This window comes from Janthinobacterium rivuli (assembly GCF_029690045.1).
Taxonomy (GTDB): domain Bacteria; phylum Pseudomonadota; class Gammaproteobacteria; order Burkholderiales; family Burkholderiaceae_D; genus Janthinobacterium; species Janthinobacterium rivuli.
The window spans coordinates 681,603-699,158 of record NZ_CP121464.1; the positions used below are offsets into that span (position 1 = coordinate 681,603).

7 protein-coding genes and 1 riboswitch are annotated in these 17,556 nt (G+C 64.4%); of the genes, 3 read left to right on the forward strand and 4 right to left on the reverse strand.

From position 1 onward, the window contains the following. Positions 1-5 precede the first annotated feature (5 nt). Together P9875_RS03040 and P9875_RS03045 are read right to left on the reverse strand one after the other, a co-directional pair. Complete coding sequence (locus P9875_RS03040) at positions 6-1,985, reverse strand: methyl-accepting chemotaxis protein (RefSeq protein ID WP_278317548.1); 1,980 nt, start codon at positions 1,983-1,985, stop codon at positions 6-8. A gap of 197 nt (positions 1,986-2,182) precedes the next feature. Then, positions 2,183-2,680, reverse strand: a complete 498-nt coding sequence (locus P9875_RS03045) for an Lrp/AsnC family transcriptional regulator (protein WP_278317549.1) — start codon at positions 2,678-2,680, stop codon at positions 2,183-2,185. A gap of 153 nt (positions 2,681-2,833) precedes the next feature. Here P9875_RS03045 and P9875_RS03050 point away from each other — a divergent pair, with 153 nt between their 5' ends. Together P9875_RS03050 and P9875_RS03055 are read left to right on the forward strand one after the other, a co-directional pair. Continuing rightward, on the forward strand, positions 2,834-4,861 hold the full coding sequence (locus P9875_RS03050; protein ID WP_278317550.1) for an aminotransferase class V-fold PLP-dependent enzyme: 2,028 nt from the start codon (positions 2,834-2,836) through the stop codon (positions 4,859-4,861). 393 nt (positions 4,862-5,254) lie between these two features. Then, positions 5,255-13,882, forward strand: a complete 8,628-nt coding sequence (locus P9875_RS03055) for a GH36-type glycosyl hydrolase domain-containing protein (RefSeq protein ID WP_423221844.1) — start codon at positions 5,255-5,257, stop codon at positions 13,880-13,882. On the opposite strand, the gene P9875_RS03060 is transcribed toward P9875_RS03055, so the two are convergent. Together P9875_RS03060 and P9875_RS03065 are read right to left on the reverse strand one after the other, a co-directional pair. Then, positions 13,879-14,010: a hypothetical protein gene (locus P9875_RS03060; protein ID WP_278317551.1), complete on the reverse strand. Its 132-nt coding sequence runs from the start codon at positions 14,008-14,010 to the stop codon at positions 13,879-13,881. The two genes, P9875_RS03055 and P9875_RS03060, sit on opposite strands and share 4 nt — an antisense overlap. Before the next feature lie 191 nt (positions 14,011-14,201). Continuing rightward, positions 14,202-14,777: a TMEM165/GDT1 family protein gene (locus tag P9875_RS03065; RefSeq protein WP_034753160.1), complete on the reverse strand. Its 576-nt coding sequence runs from the start codon at positions 14,775-14,777 to the stop codon at positions 14,202-14,204. A gap of 8 nt (positions 14,778-14,785) precedes the next feature. Further along, positions 14,786-14,968: riboswitch (yybP-ykoY riboswitch) on the reverse strand. Positions 14,969-15,114: 146 nt separating this feature from the next. Between P9875_RS03065 and P9875_RS03070 the strand changes: the two genes are divergently transcribed. After that, the gene (locus P9875_RS03070) at positions 15,115-17,508 is read left to right on the forward strand and encodes a M1 family aminopeptidase (RefSeq protein ID WP_278317552.1); all 2,394 of its coding nucleotides are present in this window, start codon (positions 15,115-15,117) and stop codon (positions 17,506-17,508) included. Positions 17,509-17,556: the final 48 nt, after the last annotated feature.

The window sequence follows — 17,556 nt, forward strand, 5'->3', positions numbered from 1 at the left end:
CCCCTTTAAAACTCTTCCCACGCATCGCTGGCTGGCGTTGCCGGGCGCGATGGCGTGGGCAGTCTGCTGGGCTGGTGCGCCGGCTGCCGGGGCTGTGACTGCGCCGCATGCCCGGTCTCTTCGAGCTTGAAGACGCTGACCACCTGCGCCAGCCGGCCCGCCTGGTCCTGCAACGATTGGGCGGCCGCCGCCGCTTCTTCCACGAGGGCCGCGTTTTGCTGGGTGGCGTCATCCATCTGCGTCACCGTGGCATTGACTTGCGCGATGCCCTGGCTTTGTTCCTGGCTGGCCGAAGCGATTTCTCCCATCAGGTCGGCGACTCGTTGCACGGAGACGACGATGTCCTGCATGGTGGCGCCGGCCGAGTCGACCAGCTTGCTGCCCGCTTCCACCTTGCTGCCGGAATCGACGATCAAGTCCTTGATTTCCTTGGCCGCCTGGCTTGACCTCTGTGCCAGATTGCGCACCTCGGTTGCCACCACGGCAAAGCCGCGGCCCTGTTCGCCCGCGCGGGCCGCCTCGACGGCAGCGTTCAGGGCGAGGATATTGGTTTGAAAGGCAATGCCGTCGATCACGCCGATAATGTCGGCGATCTTGCGCGAACTTTCCGTAATCGCGCCCATCGTCTGCACCACTTGTCCCACCACTTCGCCGCCCTTGACGGCGTGGTTTGAGGCTGACACCACCAGCTGATTGGCCTGGCGCGCGTTGTCCGCGTTCTGTTTCACGGTTGACGTCAGTTCTTCCATGGCCGCCGCCGTCTCTTCCAGGCTCGACGCCTGGGCTTCCGTGCGCGCCGACAAGTCCAGGTTGCCCGACGCGATCTGGCTCGATGCGCTCGCAATGGAGCCCGTACTGTCGCGAACTTCGCGTATCGTCACGTTCAGCGACGCGACGAAGCGGTTGAAGGCGGCACCCAGCGCGCCGACTTCATCTTGCGATTCGACGGGCATGCGGCGGCTCAGGTCGCCATTGCCGCTGGCGATTTCGCTGAGCATGTCAGCCGCCCGCGCGACGGGGCCGGCAATGGCGCGGCTGATGACATAGATGATGCACAGGGCGATGCCGCCGCCGACGAGGCCGGCGATCAGGGCGGCGATCAGGGCCGAACGCGTAACGTTGCCCAGCACTTCCGCTTCCGGCACTTCGGCCATCACGTACAAATTCAATTCCGGCACGAAAGAGGCGGCCACGAGCTGCTTGCCGGCCGGCGCCGCATAACTGGCATAGGCGTATTTGTTGCCGGTCAGCAGAGTCTTGCTCAATGCTTCATTAAAGCCGGGCAAGTCCTTCAATTGATGCTTGCCGTCGGCCAGGGCCGGATCGCGGTGGATCAGCAGGTTGCCGTCGGCGCGTACCAGGTAGACATGGCCCGTCTGGCCGACCTTGTAGCTGCGGATGGTCTCGGCCATGGCGTCGACGCTCAGGCCCATGCCGGCAATGACGGCCTTGCCGCCGGCCGTCTGGCCCCTTGCGTTCAGGAACAGCATGAAACTGCCCGAGGCCGGATCGCGGTCCAGATTGATCGTGTGCTGTTTGTTTTCATCGAGCATGCTGAAGAACCAGTGATCGGCTGGCAGCTGCTTGTCCAGCGTACGGATCAGGCCCGCATCGGTCATGTACCTGGACGCCGCTTGTGAACTCCAGCTGACGACGGCCGCCTTGTTTTTTTCCTTGAGCATTTTGGCGTAGCGCTGGAACGTGGCCAGGCCGTTTTCCGCCAGGTCCGCATCTTCCCAGTCTTGCAGGAAGACATCATTGGCCATCGTCTGCACCACGGACAGCGGCTGGCTGATCTGGCGCAGCACGTCGTTGCGGATCTCGCCCACTTGCGCCGGCAGTTCCTGGCCGACGACGCGTTCGCGCACATAGTCGCTGCTCATGCGCACGCTGAGGAAAGAGGAAATGCCCATGAACAGCAGCAAGCATAAGCCCATGCTGAACATCAATTTTTTCTGAATGGAGAGGTGACGAAGCAGCTGCATGGGCGACCCTGGGAATGGGCCCGCGCGCCTGGCAGAGGGTGCCGGACATGCACAGGCAAGTGCGCAGTATAGCGACCGATAGGGTGGCGATATGGGGAGAATGCCGTATTTAATTGATGAGCGTTGCTGTGCGGCAACGATTGCAGGATATCAACATGCGCGACTTTCATGCGTATCCATACTGCGCGGAAAAACGTTCAGGCAGGCAAGCCGTGAGCGATCAATTCCAGCGGCAATTCCGTGCTGCACTTGATTTGTTCCATGGAAAAGGCGGACGACACGCCCGTCAATTGCACTGCCTTGATGAGCTTTTTATAAAACGTGTCGTAGCCCTTGATGTCGGTCGTGACGACTTTCAGCAGGTAATCGATGTCGCCGCTCATGCGGTGAAATTCCTGTACCTCGGGCAAGACGATGACGGCGGCGGCGAAGCGGCGCAGCCATTTTTCATCGTGCTGTCCCGTGCGCACGCTGACGAAAACGGTCACGGGCAAGCCTACTTTTTGCCGGCTGACGATGGCCACGCGGCTCTCGATATAGCCCTCTTCCTCCAGGCGCTTGACCCGCTTCCAGCACGGCGTGCTGGACAAGCCGATCTTCTCGCTGAGGGCGGCGATCGACAAGGTGCCGTCCTGCTGCAGGGCGGCGAGGATGGCGCAGTCGAATTTGTCGAGCGAGGCGTTTGGTGAATTCATTTTGTCATTCCGATTTTTGTGGCATGTACATGCTGCATGGTACCTTGTTTGCAGCATTTTTTGGCATATCTTCACGGGGGCAGGCCGGTAGACTATTCATATGTTCCAGCCGCCTGCGCTGCCCCCTTTTTATAGAATAGTCAGACTGCCATCATGAAAGAAATCTACCTCGACAGCAATGCCACCACTTGCGTGCTGCCCGCCGCCGTTGCCGCCGCCCGGCAAGCGATGGAGCAGGGCTATGGCAATCCCAGCAGCACCCACGCGACGGGATTGCAGGCCAAGGCCATGATGGATGGTGTGCGCCGGCGCGCCAGCGGCTTGCTGGGCGTGGGCGACGGCCGCCTGATGTTCAACAGCGGCGCCACCGAAGGCATCCAGACGGCCGTGCTGTCGGCCCTGTGCGCGCTGCGTGAACGGCGCGCTGCGGGCAAGCGCATCGGCAGCCTGCTGCTGTATGGCGCGACCGAGCACAAGGCCGTGCCGGAAAGCCTGGCGCACTGGAACCGCCTGTTGGGCCTGGGCCTGGAAGTGCGCAAGCTGCCCGTCGATGCGCAGGGACGCCACGATCTGCAGGCGCTCGATGCGCTGATCGGCGACGCCGCCATGCTGTGCACGATGGCGGCGAATAATGAAACGGGCGTCGTCAGCGATTTGTCCGCCATCGCCCGGCTGCTGCAGGAGCGCGGCGCGGATGCCTACTGGATGGTCGATTGCGTGCAGGCGCTGGGCAAGCTGAAACTGAACCTGGCTGCCACGCGCATCGATTACGCGCCGTTTTCCGGCCACAAGCTGTATGCGCCCAAGGGCATCGGCATGCTGTATGTGCGCGCCGGCGCGCCGTTTACGCCCTTGATGATGGGCGGCGGCCAGGAAGCGGGCTTGCGCTCGGGCACGGAAAACATGGCCGGCATCGCCGCGCTGGGCGCCGTGCTGGCCGCGCTCGACGATGGCAAGACCTTCCGCAGCCACGCCGACCTGGCCGCGTTCCGCGAGCAGCTGGTGGCCAGCCTGGAACGCGCTTTCCCCGGCATCGTGTTCAATATGCCGTTCGACTTGTCGTTGTCGACGACGCTCAATTTTTCCGTACCGGGCCTGTCCTCGAAAGAATTGCTGGACCTGTTCGACGCGGCGCGCGTGCGCGTCAGCTCGGGCAGCGCCTGTTCCGCCGCCAAAGCGCTCCCCAGTTATGTTCTGGAAGCGATGCATGTGCCGCAATGGCGCGCCAGCTCGGCCATCCGTTTGTCGTTCGGCCCTCTGATTGACGCGGCGACCATTACCGCCGCGTGCGCGCGCATCGAGCGCTGTGGTGAAGCGCTGCGCAGCAGCTGTTTGCTGCCGTCGGCGCTGGCGCCATCGCCGCAGGATGGCGTGATTCAGCTCAGCGTCGATGGCCAGTGCACGTGGCTGCTCAGCGACGCTGCCAGCGCCAGTTGCGTCGTCATCGACCCCGTCGCCGCACTCGTGCCGCGCCTGGCCGCCTTCATCCGCTGCCAGCACCTGGCCTTGCGCGCCATCGTGCACACGACGGCGCCAGCCGACCATGGCGTGGCGCGCCTGGCCTTGCTGCAGGAACTCGAGATCGAACAAGTCGGTCACGTCGATATCGATGGTGAGCTGGCACTGGGCCAGCAGCGTTTGCGCCGCATCGAATGCGGTGATAACCATGTGTATCTGCTGGAGCAGCGCTTCGCCTTCATCGGCACCCTGGCGCCCGAGGCCTTGACGCCCTTGCTGGATGCGGCGCTGCTGACGCCAGACACCGTGCTGTGCGCGTCAGGCGACGACGGCAGTATTTGCGGCACCGTGCACAGCGTGCAGGACGGTAGCGTGCCGTCCGCCGAACTCCAGTTCGATGCGGCCGCCTTGCCCGCCTTTCTGCGCCAGCATCCCGACGCCATCCTCGTCGACGTACGCGAAGCGTATGAACACGCGGCGTGCGCCGGCACGGTATTCGAGGGTTGCGAGGTGCGCAGCGTACCGCTGAGCCGCCTGGCGGGACAGGTGGCCGCATGGCTGCAGCAACCGCAGCGCCCGCTGGTCTTTTTCTGCCGCAGCGGCAACCGCAGCGCGCGCGCCAGCGCCTGTCTGCGCCGCCTCGGTCATGGCGCCGCATGGCAACTGAACGGCGGCATGGCGATGGCGGATGCGACGCGCCACCCGCTGGCCATCGCTGCCTGAGCGGCTTGAACTTTCCTCCTTGAAATATTGCTCCGTGCCATCATCGGCACGGAGCAAGCTATTCGTTTCCTTGCGGCATTTTTTCACTGTCCAGTCTGCAAATTTCTTTGCCGACACGCTGCCAAAGCGCCAGCTATGTACGCTAGCGCACGGTCTTGCCTGCGTCGCCCTCCTACGATGAAGTTCAGAAAATCTCCCTATACCCTGAGATTCGTCGCAACGCTCCGGCGCTTCGCTTTCCGTCTTCGCCAGTGTCCGATCGTGTTCTTCCAGACTGGGCCCGCGTGACGGTGGCCGCTGGTTGCCTGCGCGCACCTAGCGAGGCCCAAGTTGAAAGAGTACACAGCAGTTGTCACGCAGCAGATCAAGGAACAGATTTCCAAAGTTAAAGAAATCTTCCGCGACCACTCCCTTGCACCGGACACCTTCGACGCCGCGCGCGACGATGCCTTGCCCCTGCGTTCCGAATTATTCAGCGCCATGCAGATGGCCGCCCACGGCAAGCACGTGGCCGCCGGCCATGCGGTAGGGCGGCATCACGGCCGCGACCGCTTGCTGGCGCGCCTGGCCGACAATGCGGCCCTCATCACGGCCACCGTCAACGAGCTGACGGCGACCGTCAAAAGCGGACGCCAGGTCACGCCCGCCTCGGAATGGCTGCTCGATAATTTCTATCTGATCGAAGAGCAGATCCGCACCACGCGGCGCCACTTGCCGAAGAACTACAGCAAGGAGTTGCCACGGCTGAGCTCCGGTGCGGACGCGGGCTGTCCGCGCGTGTATAAAATTGCGCTGGAAATCATCTCGCACGGCGATGGCAGGGTCGACCTGGAAAACCTGTGCCACTTCGTCGAGGCTTACCAGGACGTGGCCACTCTGACCCTGGGCGAGCTGTGGGCCGTGCCCATCATGCTGCGCCTGGCCCTGATCGAAAACCTGCGCCGCGTCGCCGTGCGCGTGGCCGACGACCGCATGCAGCGCGACCTGGCCAACACCTGGGCCGACCAGATGACGGAGATCGCCGAGCGCAATCCCAGCGGCTTGATCCTGCTGGTGGCCGACATGGCCCGCTCGAATCCACCGATGACCAGCGCTTTCGTGGCCGAATTGTCGCGCCGCCTGCAGGGACAAAGTTCCTCGCTGACCCTGGCGCTGTCGTGGCTGACGCACAAGCTGGCCGAGTCGGGCCTCACCATCGAGCAGCAGATCCAGTCCGAGATCGGGCAGCAGGCGGCCGACCAGGTGTCGATCGCCAACAGCATCGGCAGCCTGCGTTTTCTCGGCACCATGGATTGGCAGGAATTCGTCGAGACCATGAGCGTGGTCGAGCAAACCTTGCGCCTGGACCCGGCCGGCACCTATGGCTTGATGGATTTCGCCACGCGCGACAGCTACCGCCACGCCATCGAACGCATCGCCAAGCGCAGCGCGCGCAGCGAAGTGGAGGTGGCCGAGATGGTGGTGCAACTGGCGCACACGCACGGCAACGGCAATGACGCGCGCCGCGGCCATATCGGTTTTTACCTGGTGGGCCGCGGCGTGCTGGTGCTGGAAAAGCAGGCCGGCGCCAGGCTGCCTTTCATCGAGGCGCTGCAGCATACGGCGCGCGCCGCGCCGCTGGCCGTCTACCTGGGCGCCATCTGCTTCCTGAGCCTGGCGACGAGCGCCTTGCTGCTCGAGCGCGCCGTGCGCCATGGCGTGCAGGGCTGGCCCCTGGCGGCGCTGGGCGCGCTGGCGCTGCTGGGCAGCAGCCAGCTGTCTGTCGCCGTGGTGAACTGGCTGGCGACCCTGATGACGTCGCCGCATCCGCTGCCGCGCATGGATTACCAGGCCGGCATTCCGTCTGATGCGCGCGGCATCGTCGTCGTGCCGACCCTGATCTACAGCCAGCAGAACGTGGCGGCCCTGTGCGAGGCGCTGGAAGTGCGCTATCTCGCCAACCGCGACCCGAACCTGCGTTTCTGCCTGCTGACGGACTTCGTCGACGCCGAGGCGCAAACGATGCCCGGCGACGAAGCCCTGCTGCGCCAGGCGCAGGAGACCATCCGCGCCCTGAACGAGAAGTACCGCGTGGAGGGCGTCGAGTTCAAGGAAAACGGCGACCCGGCCGACCCCGAGGAGCTGGGCCATGTGGGGCCGTTCCTGCTGCTGCACCGTCCGCGCCTGTGGAATTCGCAGCAGAATGCGTGGATGGGGCAGGAGCGCAAGCGCGGCAAATTGTCCGACCTGCACGCGTTTTTGCGCGGTGGCGCGCGCGACAAATTCTCGCTGGTGGAAGGCGAGTTGCGCGGCCTGCGCACGATCAAATACGTGATCACGCTCGACACGGATACGCAGCTGCCGCGCGACGCGGCGCGCGAATTCATCGCCACCATGATGCACCCGCTGAACCGCCCCGTGCTCGACGCGGCCGGCACGCGCGTGGTGGCCGGCTACGGCATCCTGCAGCCGCGCGTGGCCGTGGCGCTGCCCAGCGCGAATGCCTCGCGCTACGAGCTGCTGTGCGGCGGCGAACCGGGCATCGACCCGTACACGCGCACCGTCTCCGACCTGTACCAGGACGTGTTTTATGAAGGCTCGTTCATCGGCAAGGGTATCTATGATCTCGACATGTTCGAGCGCGTGCTGGGCCAGCGCCTGCCCGACAATAAAATCCTCAGCCACGATCTGCTGGAAGGCTGTTATTTGCGCGCAGGCCTCTTGAGCGACTCGCAGCTGTACGAGGAATATCCGGCCCGCTACGACGCCGACGTGAGCCGCCGCCAGCGCTGGATCCGCGGCGACTGGCAGCTGGTCGGCTGGCTGCTGGGCCGGGTGCCGGGCCGCGCCGGCAAGCGCGAACGCAATCCCTTGTCGATGCTGTCGCGCTGGAAGCTGTTCGACAACCTGCGCCGCAGCGTCGTCGCGCCCGCCACTACTGTATCGCTGCTGCTGGTATGGGGCTTTTTGCCGCACGTGGCCTTCTGGAGCGCGGCCGTGCTGGCCATCATCTTCCTGCCGCCCGTCTTTTCGGCCCTGTACGATTTGCTGCGCAAACCGCGCGACACCTTGTGGCGCCAGCACCTGGCCGCCTTCGAGCGGCGCTGCGGCGTGCAGTTTTCGCACGCCATGCTGACCCTCGTCTTCCTGCCGTACGAAGCCTGGATCAGCCTCGACGCCATCGTGCGCACCCTGTGGCGCCTGGGCGTATCGCACAAGCATTTGCTCGACTGGCGCGCCTCGAACCTGCATGTGTCGTCAGGTTCGCAGGCCGACTGCTGGCGCGCCATGTGGTGCTCGCCCGCGCTGGCGCTGGCCACCTTCGGCGCCTTGCTCCACTGGCGCCCCGAGGCCTTGCCGGCCGCCGCCGTGGTGCTGCTCTTGTGGCTGGCCGCACCCGCCATCGCCTGGTGGATCAGCCGCCCCATCGAACGGGCCGTGGCGCGTTTGTCGGCCGAGCAGGGACGTTTTTTGCATGGCGTGGCGCGCAAGACCTGGGCGTATTTCGATACCTTCGTCGGGCCGGACGACCACTGGCTACCGCCCGATAACATGCAGGAGCATCCGAACCTGGTGGTGGCGCACCGCACCTCGCCGACGAATATCGGCCTGGCGCTGCTGGCCAACCTGACGGCCTACGATTTCGGCTATCTGACCCTGGGCCAGCTGATCGAGCGCAGCCGCGCCACCCTGCACAGCATGGGCGAGCTGGAACGCTTCCAGGGCCATTTCTATAACTGGTACGACACGCAAACGCTCAAGGCGCTGCAGCCGATGTATATCTCGACGGTTGACAGCGGCAACCTGGCCGGCCATCTGCTGACCTTGCAGCCGGGCCTGGTGGAACTGTACGACACTCCCATCATCGGCGCGCAGATCGTGCAGGGCATCCGCACGACGGCGCAGGTGCTGCAGGAATTCATCGCCGCCGAAGGCGAAGGCAAGGCCATGCGCGAGAGCATGACCCTGCTGCAGGCGCAGGCCGCGCCCGCCAGCCTGGCCGAATGGCATGCCTATCTCGCCGCCGCGAATGGCGCGGCTGACGCGCTGCTGTCGCTGACCTTGCAAAGCGAGGATGGCGACCTGTCCATGTGGGCGGGAGCCTTGGCGCGCCAGTGCCGCGCGGCGCTGGCCGAGTTGCTGCAACTGGCGCCGTGGGCGGCGCACGCGGGCGTCGATGCGGCGCTGATGCGCGTGCCGACCCTGCGCGAACTGGCCAACCTGGAAGCGCCGGAAGGCACGCCGCCCGAACTGGCGGTGCTGCTGGCGCAGGGCCGTGAACAGGCGGGCCGCCACATGCGCGACATCGCCCACGCGGCGGGCCAGGCGCGCGACTTCGCGCAGATCGAATACGGCTTCCTGTACAACCCGGCGACAAAACTGCTGGCCATCGGCTACAACGTCAGCGAACGGCGCCTGGACCCCAGCTACTACGACTTATTGGCTTCCGAAGTGCGCCTGGCCAGCTTCATCGCCATCGCCCAGGGCCAGCTGCCGCAGGAGCACTGGTTCGCCCTGGGCCGCCAGCTGTGCATGGTGGCAGGCCAGCCCGTGCTGCTGTCATGGAGCGGCTCGATGTTCGAGTACCTGATGCCGCTCCTGGTGATGCCGAACTACCCGAATACCCTGCTCGACCAGACCTACCACTCCGTCATCGAGGCGCAGATCGATTACGGGCGCCAGCGCGATGTGCCGTGGGGGATTTCCGAGTCCGGCTACAACACGGTCGACGCCAGTTTGAACTATCAATACCGCGCCTTTGGCGTGCCGGGGCTGGGCCTGAAGCGGGGCCTGGCCGACGACCTGGTGGTGGCGCCATATGCCAGCATGATGGGCCTGATGGTGCAGCCGGAAGCGTCATGCCAGAACCTGCAGCGCATGCAGGCGGCCGGCTACATGGGCCGCTACGGCTTTTTTGAAGCCATCGATTTCACCACGGCGCGCCTGCCGCGCGGGCAGGGCAGTGCCATCATCCGCTCCTTCATGGTGCACCACCAGGGCATGGGTTTTCTGGCCCTCAGCTATTTGCTGCACGACCGCCCGATGCAGCGCCGTTTCGAGTCCGATCCGCTGCTGCAATCGGCCTTGCTGGTGCTGCAGGAACGCACGCCGCAGGCCGGCGCGTTTTACTCGAACACGGCCGAACTGGCGGTGCTGCGCAGCGGCGCGCCCGAGCAGGCCATGCCGATGCGCATCCTTACGCAAGCCAACAGCGCCGTGCCGGAAACGCAGCTGCTGTCGAATGGCCGCTACCACGTCATGGTGAGCAATGCGGGAGGCAGCTACAGCCGCTGGAAAGACCTGTCCGTGACGCGCTGGCGCGAAGACAGCACGCGTGATAACTGGGGCAATTTCTGCTACCTGCGCGACCTCGATGATGGTGAAGTCTGGTCCACCATGTACCAGCCCACCCTGGCTGAACCGAAGAAATACGAAGTGATTTTTTCGGAAGGGCGGGCCGAGTTCCGCCGCGCCGACCATGGCCTGGACCTGTACACGGAAATCGTCGTCTCGCCCGAGGACGACATTGAAATCCGCCGTACGCGCATCAGCAATAATTCGAACCGCCAGCGGCGCATCGAGATCACCAGCTTTGCCGAAGTGGTGATGGCGCCGGCGGCGGCCGATGCGGCCCATCCCGCGTTCAGCAAGCTGTTCGTGCAGACGGAAATCCTCGCGCATGAAAAGGCAATTTTATGCACGCGCCGACCCCGCTCGAAAGAGGAGCAGATGCCGTGGCTGCTGCATGTGATGACCGTGCACGATATCGAGCGCTATGACGTATCGTTCGAGACGGACCGCGCGCGCTTCATCGGCCGCGGCAACACGGCGCAGCTGCCGCAGGCGCTGCAGGAAAGTGGCCCGCTCAGTGGCGGCCACGGCTCCGTGCTCGACCCCATCGTGGCCATCCGCTACGTCATCACGCTGGAACCCGACCAGGCCGTCACTGTCGACAGCGTGACCGGCATGGCGGAGCAGCGCGAGGCGGCGCTGCACCTGATCGACAAATACCAGGACCGCCATCTGGCCGACCGTGTGTTCGAGCTGGCCTGGACGCACAGCCAGGTGGTGCTGCGCCAGTTGAATGCCAGCGAAGCGGACGCGCAGCTGTATGCGCGCCTGGCCAACGCCGTGATCTATCCGAATGCGGCCTTGCGCGCCGAGGCCAGCATCCTGATCAAGAACCAGCGCGGCCAGTCCGGCCTGTGGGCGTATGCCATTTCCGGCGACTTGCCCATCGTGCTGCTGCAGATACGCGACGCGGCCAATATCGAACTGGCGCGCCAGATGGTGCAGGCGCACGCCTACTGGCGCCTGAAGGGATTGATCGTCGACCTGGTGATCTGGTACGAAGAACAGTCGGGCTACCGCCAGCTGCTGCACGACCAGATCATGGGCCTGATCGCCTCGGGCATCGACGCGCAGGCGATCGACCGCCCTGGCGGCATTTTCGTGCGCCTGGCCGAGCAGATCGCCAATGAAGACCGCATCTTGCTGCAATCGGTGGCGCGCGCCATCATCAGCGACTTGCGCGGCACCCTGGCCGAGCAGGTCAAGCGCCCACCGAGCCCCGTGCTGCGCATGCCGCCGCTGTTGCAGGATCCGGCCCGCGAACAGGGCGGCGTGCCGCACCGGGCGCCAGAGCGCGCGCTGATTCTGGAAAATGGCCTCGGCGGTTTTACGCCCGATGGGCGCGAATACGTGATCACCACGGCAGAAGGCAAGCAGACGCCGGCGCCGTGGTCGAACGTGCTGGCCAATGCGCAATTCGGCACGGTGGTGTCGGAAGCGGGCCAGGCATATACGTGGAGCGAGAATGCGCATGAATTCCGCCTCACGCCATGGCAGAACGACCCTGTCTCCGACCTGTCCGGCGAAGCGTTTTATGTGCGCGACGAGCAAAGCGGCCAGTTCTGGTCGCCCTCGTCGCTGCCCGCGCGCGGGAGCGGCGACTACGTGACGCGCCACGGCTTCGGCTACAGCGTGTTTGAACATAGCGAGGGCGGCATCGCCACGGAACTGTGCACCTATGTGGCGCTCGATGCGGCCGTCAAATATTCGGTGATCAAGGTGCGCAACGACAGCGGCGTGCCGCGCCGCCTGTCCGTCACCGGTTACGTGGAATGGGTGATGGCCGACTTGCGCGCCAAGTCCGGCATGCACGTGGCCACCGAGGTCGACACGATCAGCGGCGCCCTGTTTGCGCGCAATAACTACAACACGGAGTTTTCGGGCCGCGTCGGCTTTTTCAATACCGACGCGAGCATCCGCTCCATCACCTGCGACCGCAATGAATTCATCGGCCGCAATGGCAGCCTGGCGCAGCCGGCGGCGCTGCGCCGCGTGCGCCTGTCCGGCAAGGCGGGCACGGGACTGGACCAGTGTGCCGCCATTCAGGTGCCGTTCGAACTGCAGCCGGGACAGGAGCGCGACATCGTCTTCATCCTCGGCGTGGGCGGGCGCCGCAATGCCGACGCCAGCACCATGGTGCAGCGCCACGCGGGCAAGGAAGCGGCGCGCATGGCACTCGACGCCGTGCGCGCGCACTGGGACAGTACTCTGGGCGCCGTGCGCATCGAAACGCCCGATCCGTCGCTCGACGTGATCGCCAATGGCTGGCTGATGTACCAGACCATCGCCTGCCGTTTGTGGGCGCGCAGCGGCTATTACCAGTCGGGCGGCGCCTACGGTTTCCGCGACCAGTTGCAGGATGCGATGGCGATGATACACACGGCGCCGCAGCTGCTGCGCAAGCATTTATTGCTGTGCGCGGCGCACCAGTTTGTCGAGGGCGACGTGCAGCACTGGTGGCATCCGCCGTCGGACCGGGGCGTGCGCACGCACTGCTCTGACGATTACCTGTGGCTGCCGCTGGCCGCCTGTCGCTATGTGATCGCCACGGGCGACGTTAACGTGCTGTCGGAAGTGGCGCCCTTCATCGAGGGGCGTGCCGTCAAGCCGGAAGAGGATTCGTATTACGACTTGCCCGTGCGTTCGGGCGAGTCGGCCGACCTGTACGAGCATTGCGTGCGCGCCATCCGCCATGGCCTGCGCCTGGGCGTGCACGGTTTGCCGTTGATGGGTTCCTGCGACTGGAACGACGGCATGGACAAGGTGGGTGAACATGGCAAGGGCGAGAGCGTGTGGCTGGCCTTCTTCCTGTATGAAGTGCTGCAGCGTTTCGCCGAAGTGGCCCTGCTGCGCGGCGACGCTGCGTTTGCCCAGTTCTGCCGCGACGAAGCCGTGAAACTGGCGGCCAACGTCGAGGAACATGCGTGGGATGGCGAGTGGTACCGGCGCGCGTATTTCGACGACGGCACCCCGCTGGGATCGCACACCAACGAGGAATGCCAGATCGATTCGATTTCGCAAAGCTGGGGCGTGCTGTCGGGCGCCGCCAACAAGGAGCGGGTCGCCGGCGCCATGCGCCAGGTCGATGCGCGTCTGGTGCGCCGTGATTCCGGCGTGATCCAGTTGCTCGATCCGCCGTTCGACAAGGCCGACCTCAATCCCGGCTACATCCGGGGCTACGTGCCCGGCGTGCGCGAGAACGGCGGCCAGTACACGCATGCGGCCATCTGGACGGCGATGGCGTTTGCCCGCATGGGCGACGGCGAAAAGGCGTGGGAACTGCTGCGCATGATCAGTCCCGTGCGCCATGGCGCTGACGCGCAGGCGGTGGCGCGCTACAAGGTGGAACCGTACGTGGTGACGGCCGACGTGTATGCCGTCGCGCCGCACGTGGGACGCGGCGGCTGGAGCTGGTACACGGGATCGTCCGGCTGGCTGTACCGGCTGATCGTCGAATCCCTGCTGGGCCTGACGCGCGAAGCGAACGTGCTGCGCTTGGCGCCGACCATGCCGGCCGAGTGGGACAGTTTCAAGCTGCATTACCGCTTCGGCGCCAGCAGCTATGCCATCACGGTGGAGCAGGCACAGGGGCGCCCTGCGGGCTTGTCGCTCGATGGCGTGGCGCAGCAGGGCAACAGCATCGCCCTGCGCGACGAGGGCCGCGAGTATGCGGTGCTGCTGCTGGTCTAGTCTTGCCAGGTGTCGTCATCGGGACGGCGCCGGCCAAGCAGCAGGATCAGGCCGGCGCCGAGCAGCAACAGGTCGCGCGTGCGCACTTCGGGTGCGGACTGCGTTGCCGTCTGAGAGGGGGAGCTCACGGGTGTCGCCATGGCGGCGGGGAACTGGCTTGCGCAGGCGGCCAGGCACAGCGCCGCCACTTTTCCATTTAACTGCATAGATTCCTCAAGAAAGCGCGCCGACCGTTCGGAATCGGCGCGCCAGTATTCATGTCCACGACATTGTAATTATGAACATGAATATTGTAAATGAGAAATTATCTGTGCTTGTGTCAAAATCCCAGTGCCGCACCCGCACCGAGCAGGGTCGCCACGCCCAGCACGGCAAACACCAGCGCCGCGATGCCGTGCACGAGGCGCAGCGGGACGCGGTTGGCGATCCTGTCGCCCAGGTAGACGGCCGGCACGTTAGCCAGCATCATGCCGAAGGTGGTGCCCAGCACGACAGAGACAATATCGTGATAGCGCGCCGCCAGCGCCACGGTCGCCACCTGCGTTTTATCTCCCATTTCCGCCATGAAGAAGGCGATCAGGGTGGTCAGGAAGACGCCGTACTTGGCCAGCTTCGTTTCGTCTTCATCGAGCTTGTCGGGGATCAGGGTCCAGGCGGCCATGGCGAGGAACGATACGCCGAGCACCCAGCGCAGTACGTCGGGCCCCAGCATGCTGGTGATCCAGGCGCCGACGGCGGCGGCAAACGCGTGGTTGGCGATGGTGGCGACGAAAATGGCCAGCACGATGGGCAGGGGTTTGCGGAATTTGGCGGCCAGCAGAAAGGCCAGGAGTTGGGTTTTGTCGCCGATTTCAGCGAGACCGACGATGCCGGTGGAGATGAGGAATGCTTCCATGAGATTGCAAGAGGTACACGGGCCGGACGAATTAACCAATGATCCACGGGCGACTCCGGCCCATGCGGCCGCCCTGGATCAATGGTCTCGTCAAGTTTTTCAACCACCTGCACCATGGCCTGCGGGCCAATCATGTTGATACAGGTTCCCGCGGCGTGACCGCGGGACGACTACTCCCCAATGTTCGAGGCGCATCATACGCCAATGCCTGCGCCGGCGCCAGTGCTGCCGGGGCACGGTGCTACCTGGTGTGTGGGACTTCGACAACAATGATCGATTTGAAAACAGACTCGACTTAGAATGCAGTTCTGTCCACGACTCCCAGATGGAATGCGCCATGCCGGTCCTTGTCCGCTTGCTTGCCTTGTGTTTGACCCTGTTTGCTCCCTTGTCCGGCCTGTGCGCCGCGGCGCCCTTCGACGACAAGTTCCGCCAGCTGGAAGAACTGCTGCCCACGCCGAACAACTACCGCACGGCGTCCGGCGCGCCGGGCCACGCCTACTGGCAGCAGCGCGCCGATTACGTGATTCGCGCCACGCTCGATGAGGAACGCCGCGCCATCACGGCCAGCGAACAGATCACCTACCACAACCGCTCGCCCGACAGCCTCGCGTATCTGTGGCTGCAGCTGGACCAGAATGGCTTGCGCCAGGATGCCGACCAGCGCCGCGTATTGAGCGCCCCATCGCGCCAGGCCTGGCTCAGTGGCAGCGAGGACGAAGCGCTGAAGTTCGAGGACTTGCGCGCCCTCCATGCGGGCCGAGAATTTGACGGCGGCTTCAAGCTCACCGCCGTGAAGGCGGCCAGCGGCAAGCCGCTGCCGCATGTCGTCAACCAGACCATGCTGCGCATCGATTTGCCGGCGGCGCTGGCGCCCGGCCAGAGCATCACGTTCAATATCGACTGGTCGTATCAGATCAATGACCAGAAGGTGCTGGTCGAGCGCTCTGGCTACGAATATTTTGAAGACGACAAGAACACGATCTTCCAGATCGCGCAGTGGTTCCCGCGCATGGCCGCCTACTACGACGCCGTCGGCTGGCAGCACAAGCAGTTCCTCGGCTCCGGTGAATTCACCCTGGAGTTTGGCGACTACGAGCTGTATCTGACGGTGCCGGGCGATCACGTGGTGGCTGCCACGGGAGAGCTGCAAAATCCTGCTAGCGTGCTGAGCGCGGCGCAGCGCGAGCGCCTGGCGCGGGCGAAAAACAGCAACACGCCGCTGCTGGTGATCACGCCGCAGGAAGCGCTGGCGGCGGAGAAGGGCCGCGCGGCGGGCATGAAAACCTGGCACTTCAAGGCGGCCAATGTGCGCGACGTGGCGTGGGCGTCGAGCCGCAAGTTCATCTGGGATGCGCAGGGCCTGGACAGCGGCGGCAAGCGCGTGATGGCCATGTCGTATTACCCGAACGAGGGCAACCCGCTGTGGCAGCAGTACAGCACGCGCGCCGTCGTGCACGCGATCGAGCAGTACAACAAGTACAGTTTCGACTATCCGTATCCAAACGCGATCTCCGTCAACGGCGCCGTGGGCGGCATGGAGTATCCGATGATTGCGTTCAATGGCGGGCGCCCCGTGAAGGACAAGAAGACGGGGGAGCTCACGTACTCGAAGACGGCCAAATATGACCTGATCGGCGTGATCATCCACGAAGTGGGCCACAATTATTTCCCCATGATCGTCAACTCGGACGAGCGCCAGTGGACGTGGATGGACGAGGGCCTCAACTCCTTCCTGCAGTACCTGGCCGAGCAGGCGTGGGAAGAGCATTTCCCGTCGTGGAATGGCGAGCCGCGCAAGATCGTCGACTACATGCGCAGCCAGAACCAGGTGCCCATCATGACCAATTCCGAGTCCCTGCTGCAGTTTACGGCGAACGCCTACGACAAGCCGGCCACGGCGCTCAACATCCTGCGCGAGACCATCCTCGGGCGCGAACTATTCGACTTCGCCTTCAAGCAGTATGCCTTGCGCTGGAAGTTCAAGCGCCCGACGCCGGCCGACTTTTTCCGCACCATGGAAGACGCTTCCGGTACGGACCTGGACTGGTTCTGGCGCGGCTGGTTCTATACCACCGACGCGGTCGACATCAGCATCGACGGCATCAGCGAATATGGCGTGAGCACGAAGAACCCGGAAGTCGAGAAGGCGTGGAAGAAGGCGCAGAAGGCCGCGCAGCCGATCTCGATTTCGGACCAGCGCAACAAGACGCTGCCGAAGAAGGTCGATGCCGATCCCGCGCTGAAGGATTTTTATAACCGGCACGATGAATTCACGGTCACCAACAAGGACCGCAACAGCTATGCGGAAGAGCAGGAAACGCTGGAGCCGTGGGAGCGCAAGCTGCTGGAACAGCGCAACATGGGCAAGCATTTGTACCTGGTCGACTTTTCGAATATCGGCGGCCTGGTGATGCCCTTGATCCTGGAAATCGAACTGAAAAGCGGCAAGAAGATTATCGAGCGCGTGCCGGCCGAAGTGTGGCGCTATGCGCCGCACAAGATCAGCAAGGTGATCGTCACGGACGAACCGATGGTGGGCCTGGTGCAGGACCCGTACTGGGAGACGGCCGACATCGACACCAGCAACAATGCGTGGCCGAGAAAAATCACGCCGTCGCGCCTGGAACTGTTCAAGCAGGACCGCGACAAGAACAACCTGATGAAGGATTTTAATACGCCGCTCAAGGCGCCCGACGCCAAGGCCGAGGCCAAGCCGGAAGCAAAATAGGGAAACAGCGCCGGCCGGTCCGGCGCTTTTTTCTGCCGGCCTGCGCCG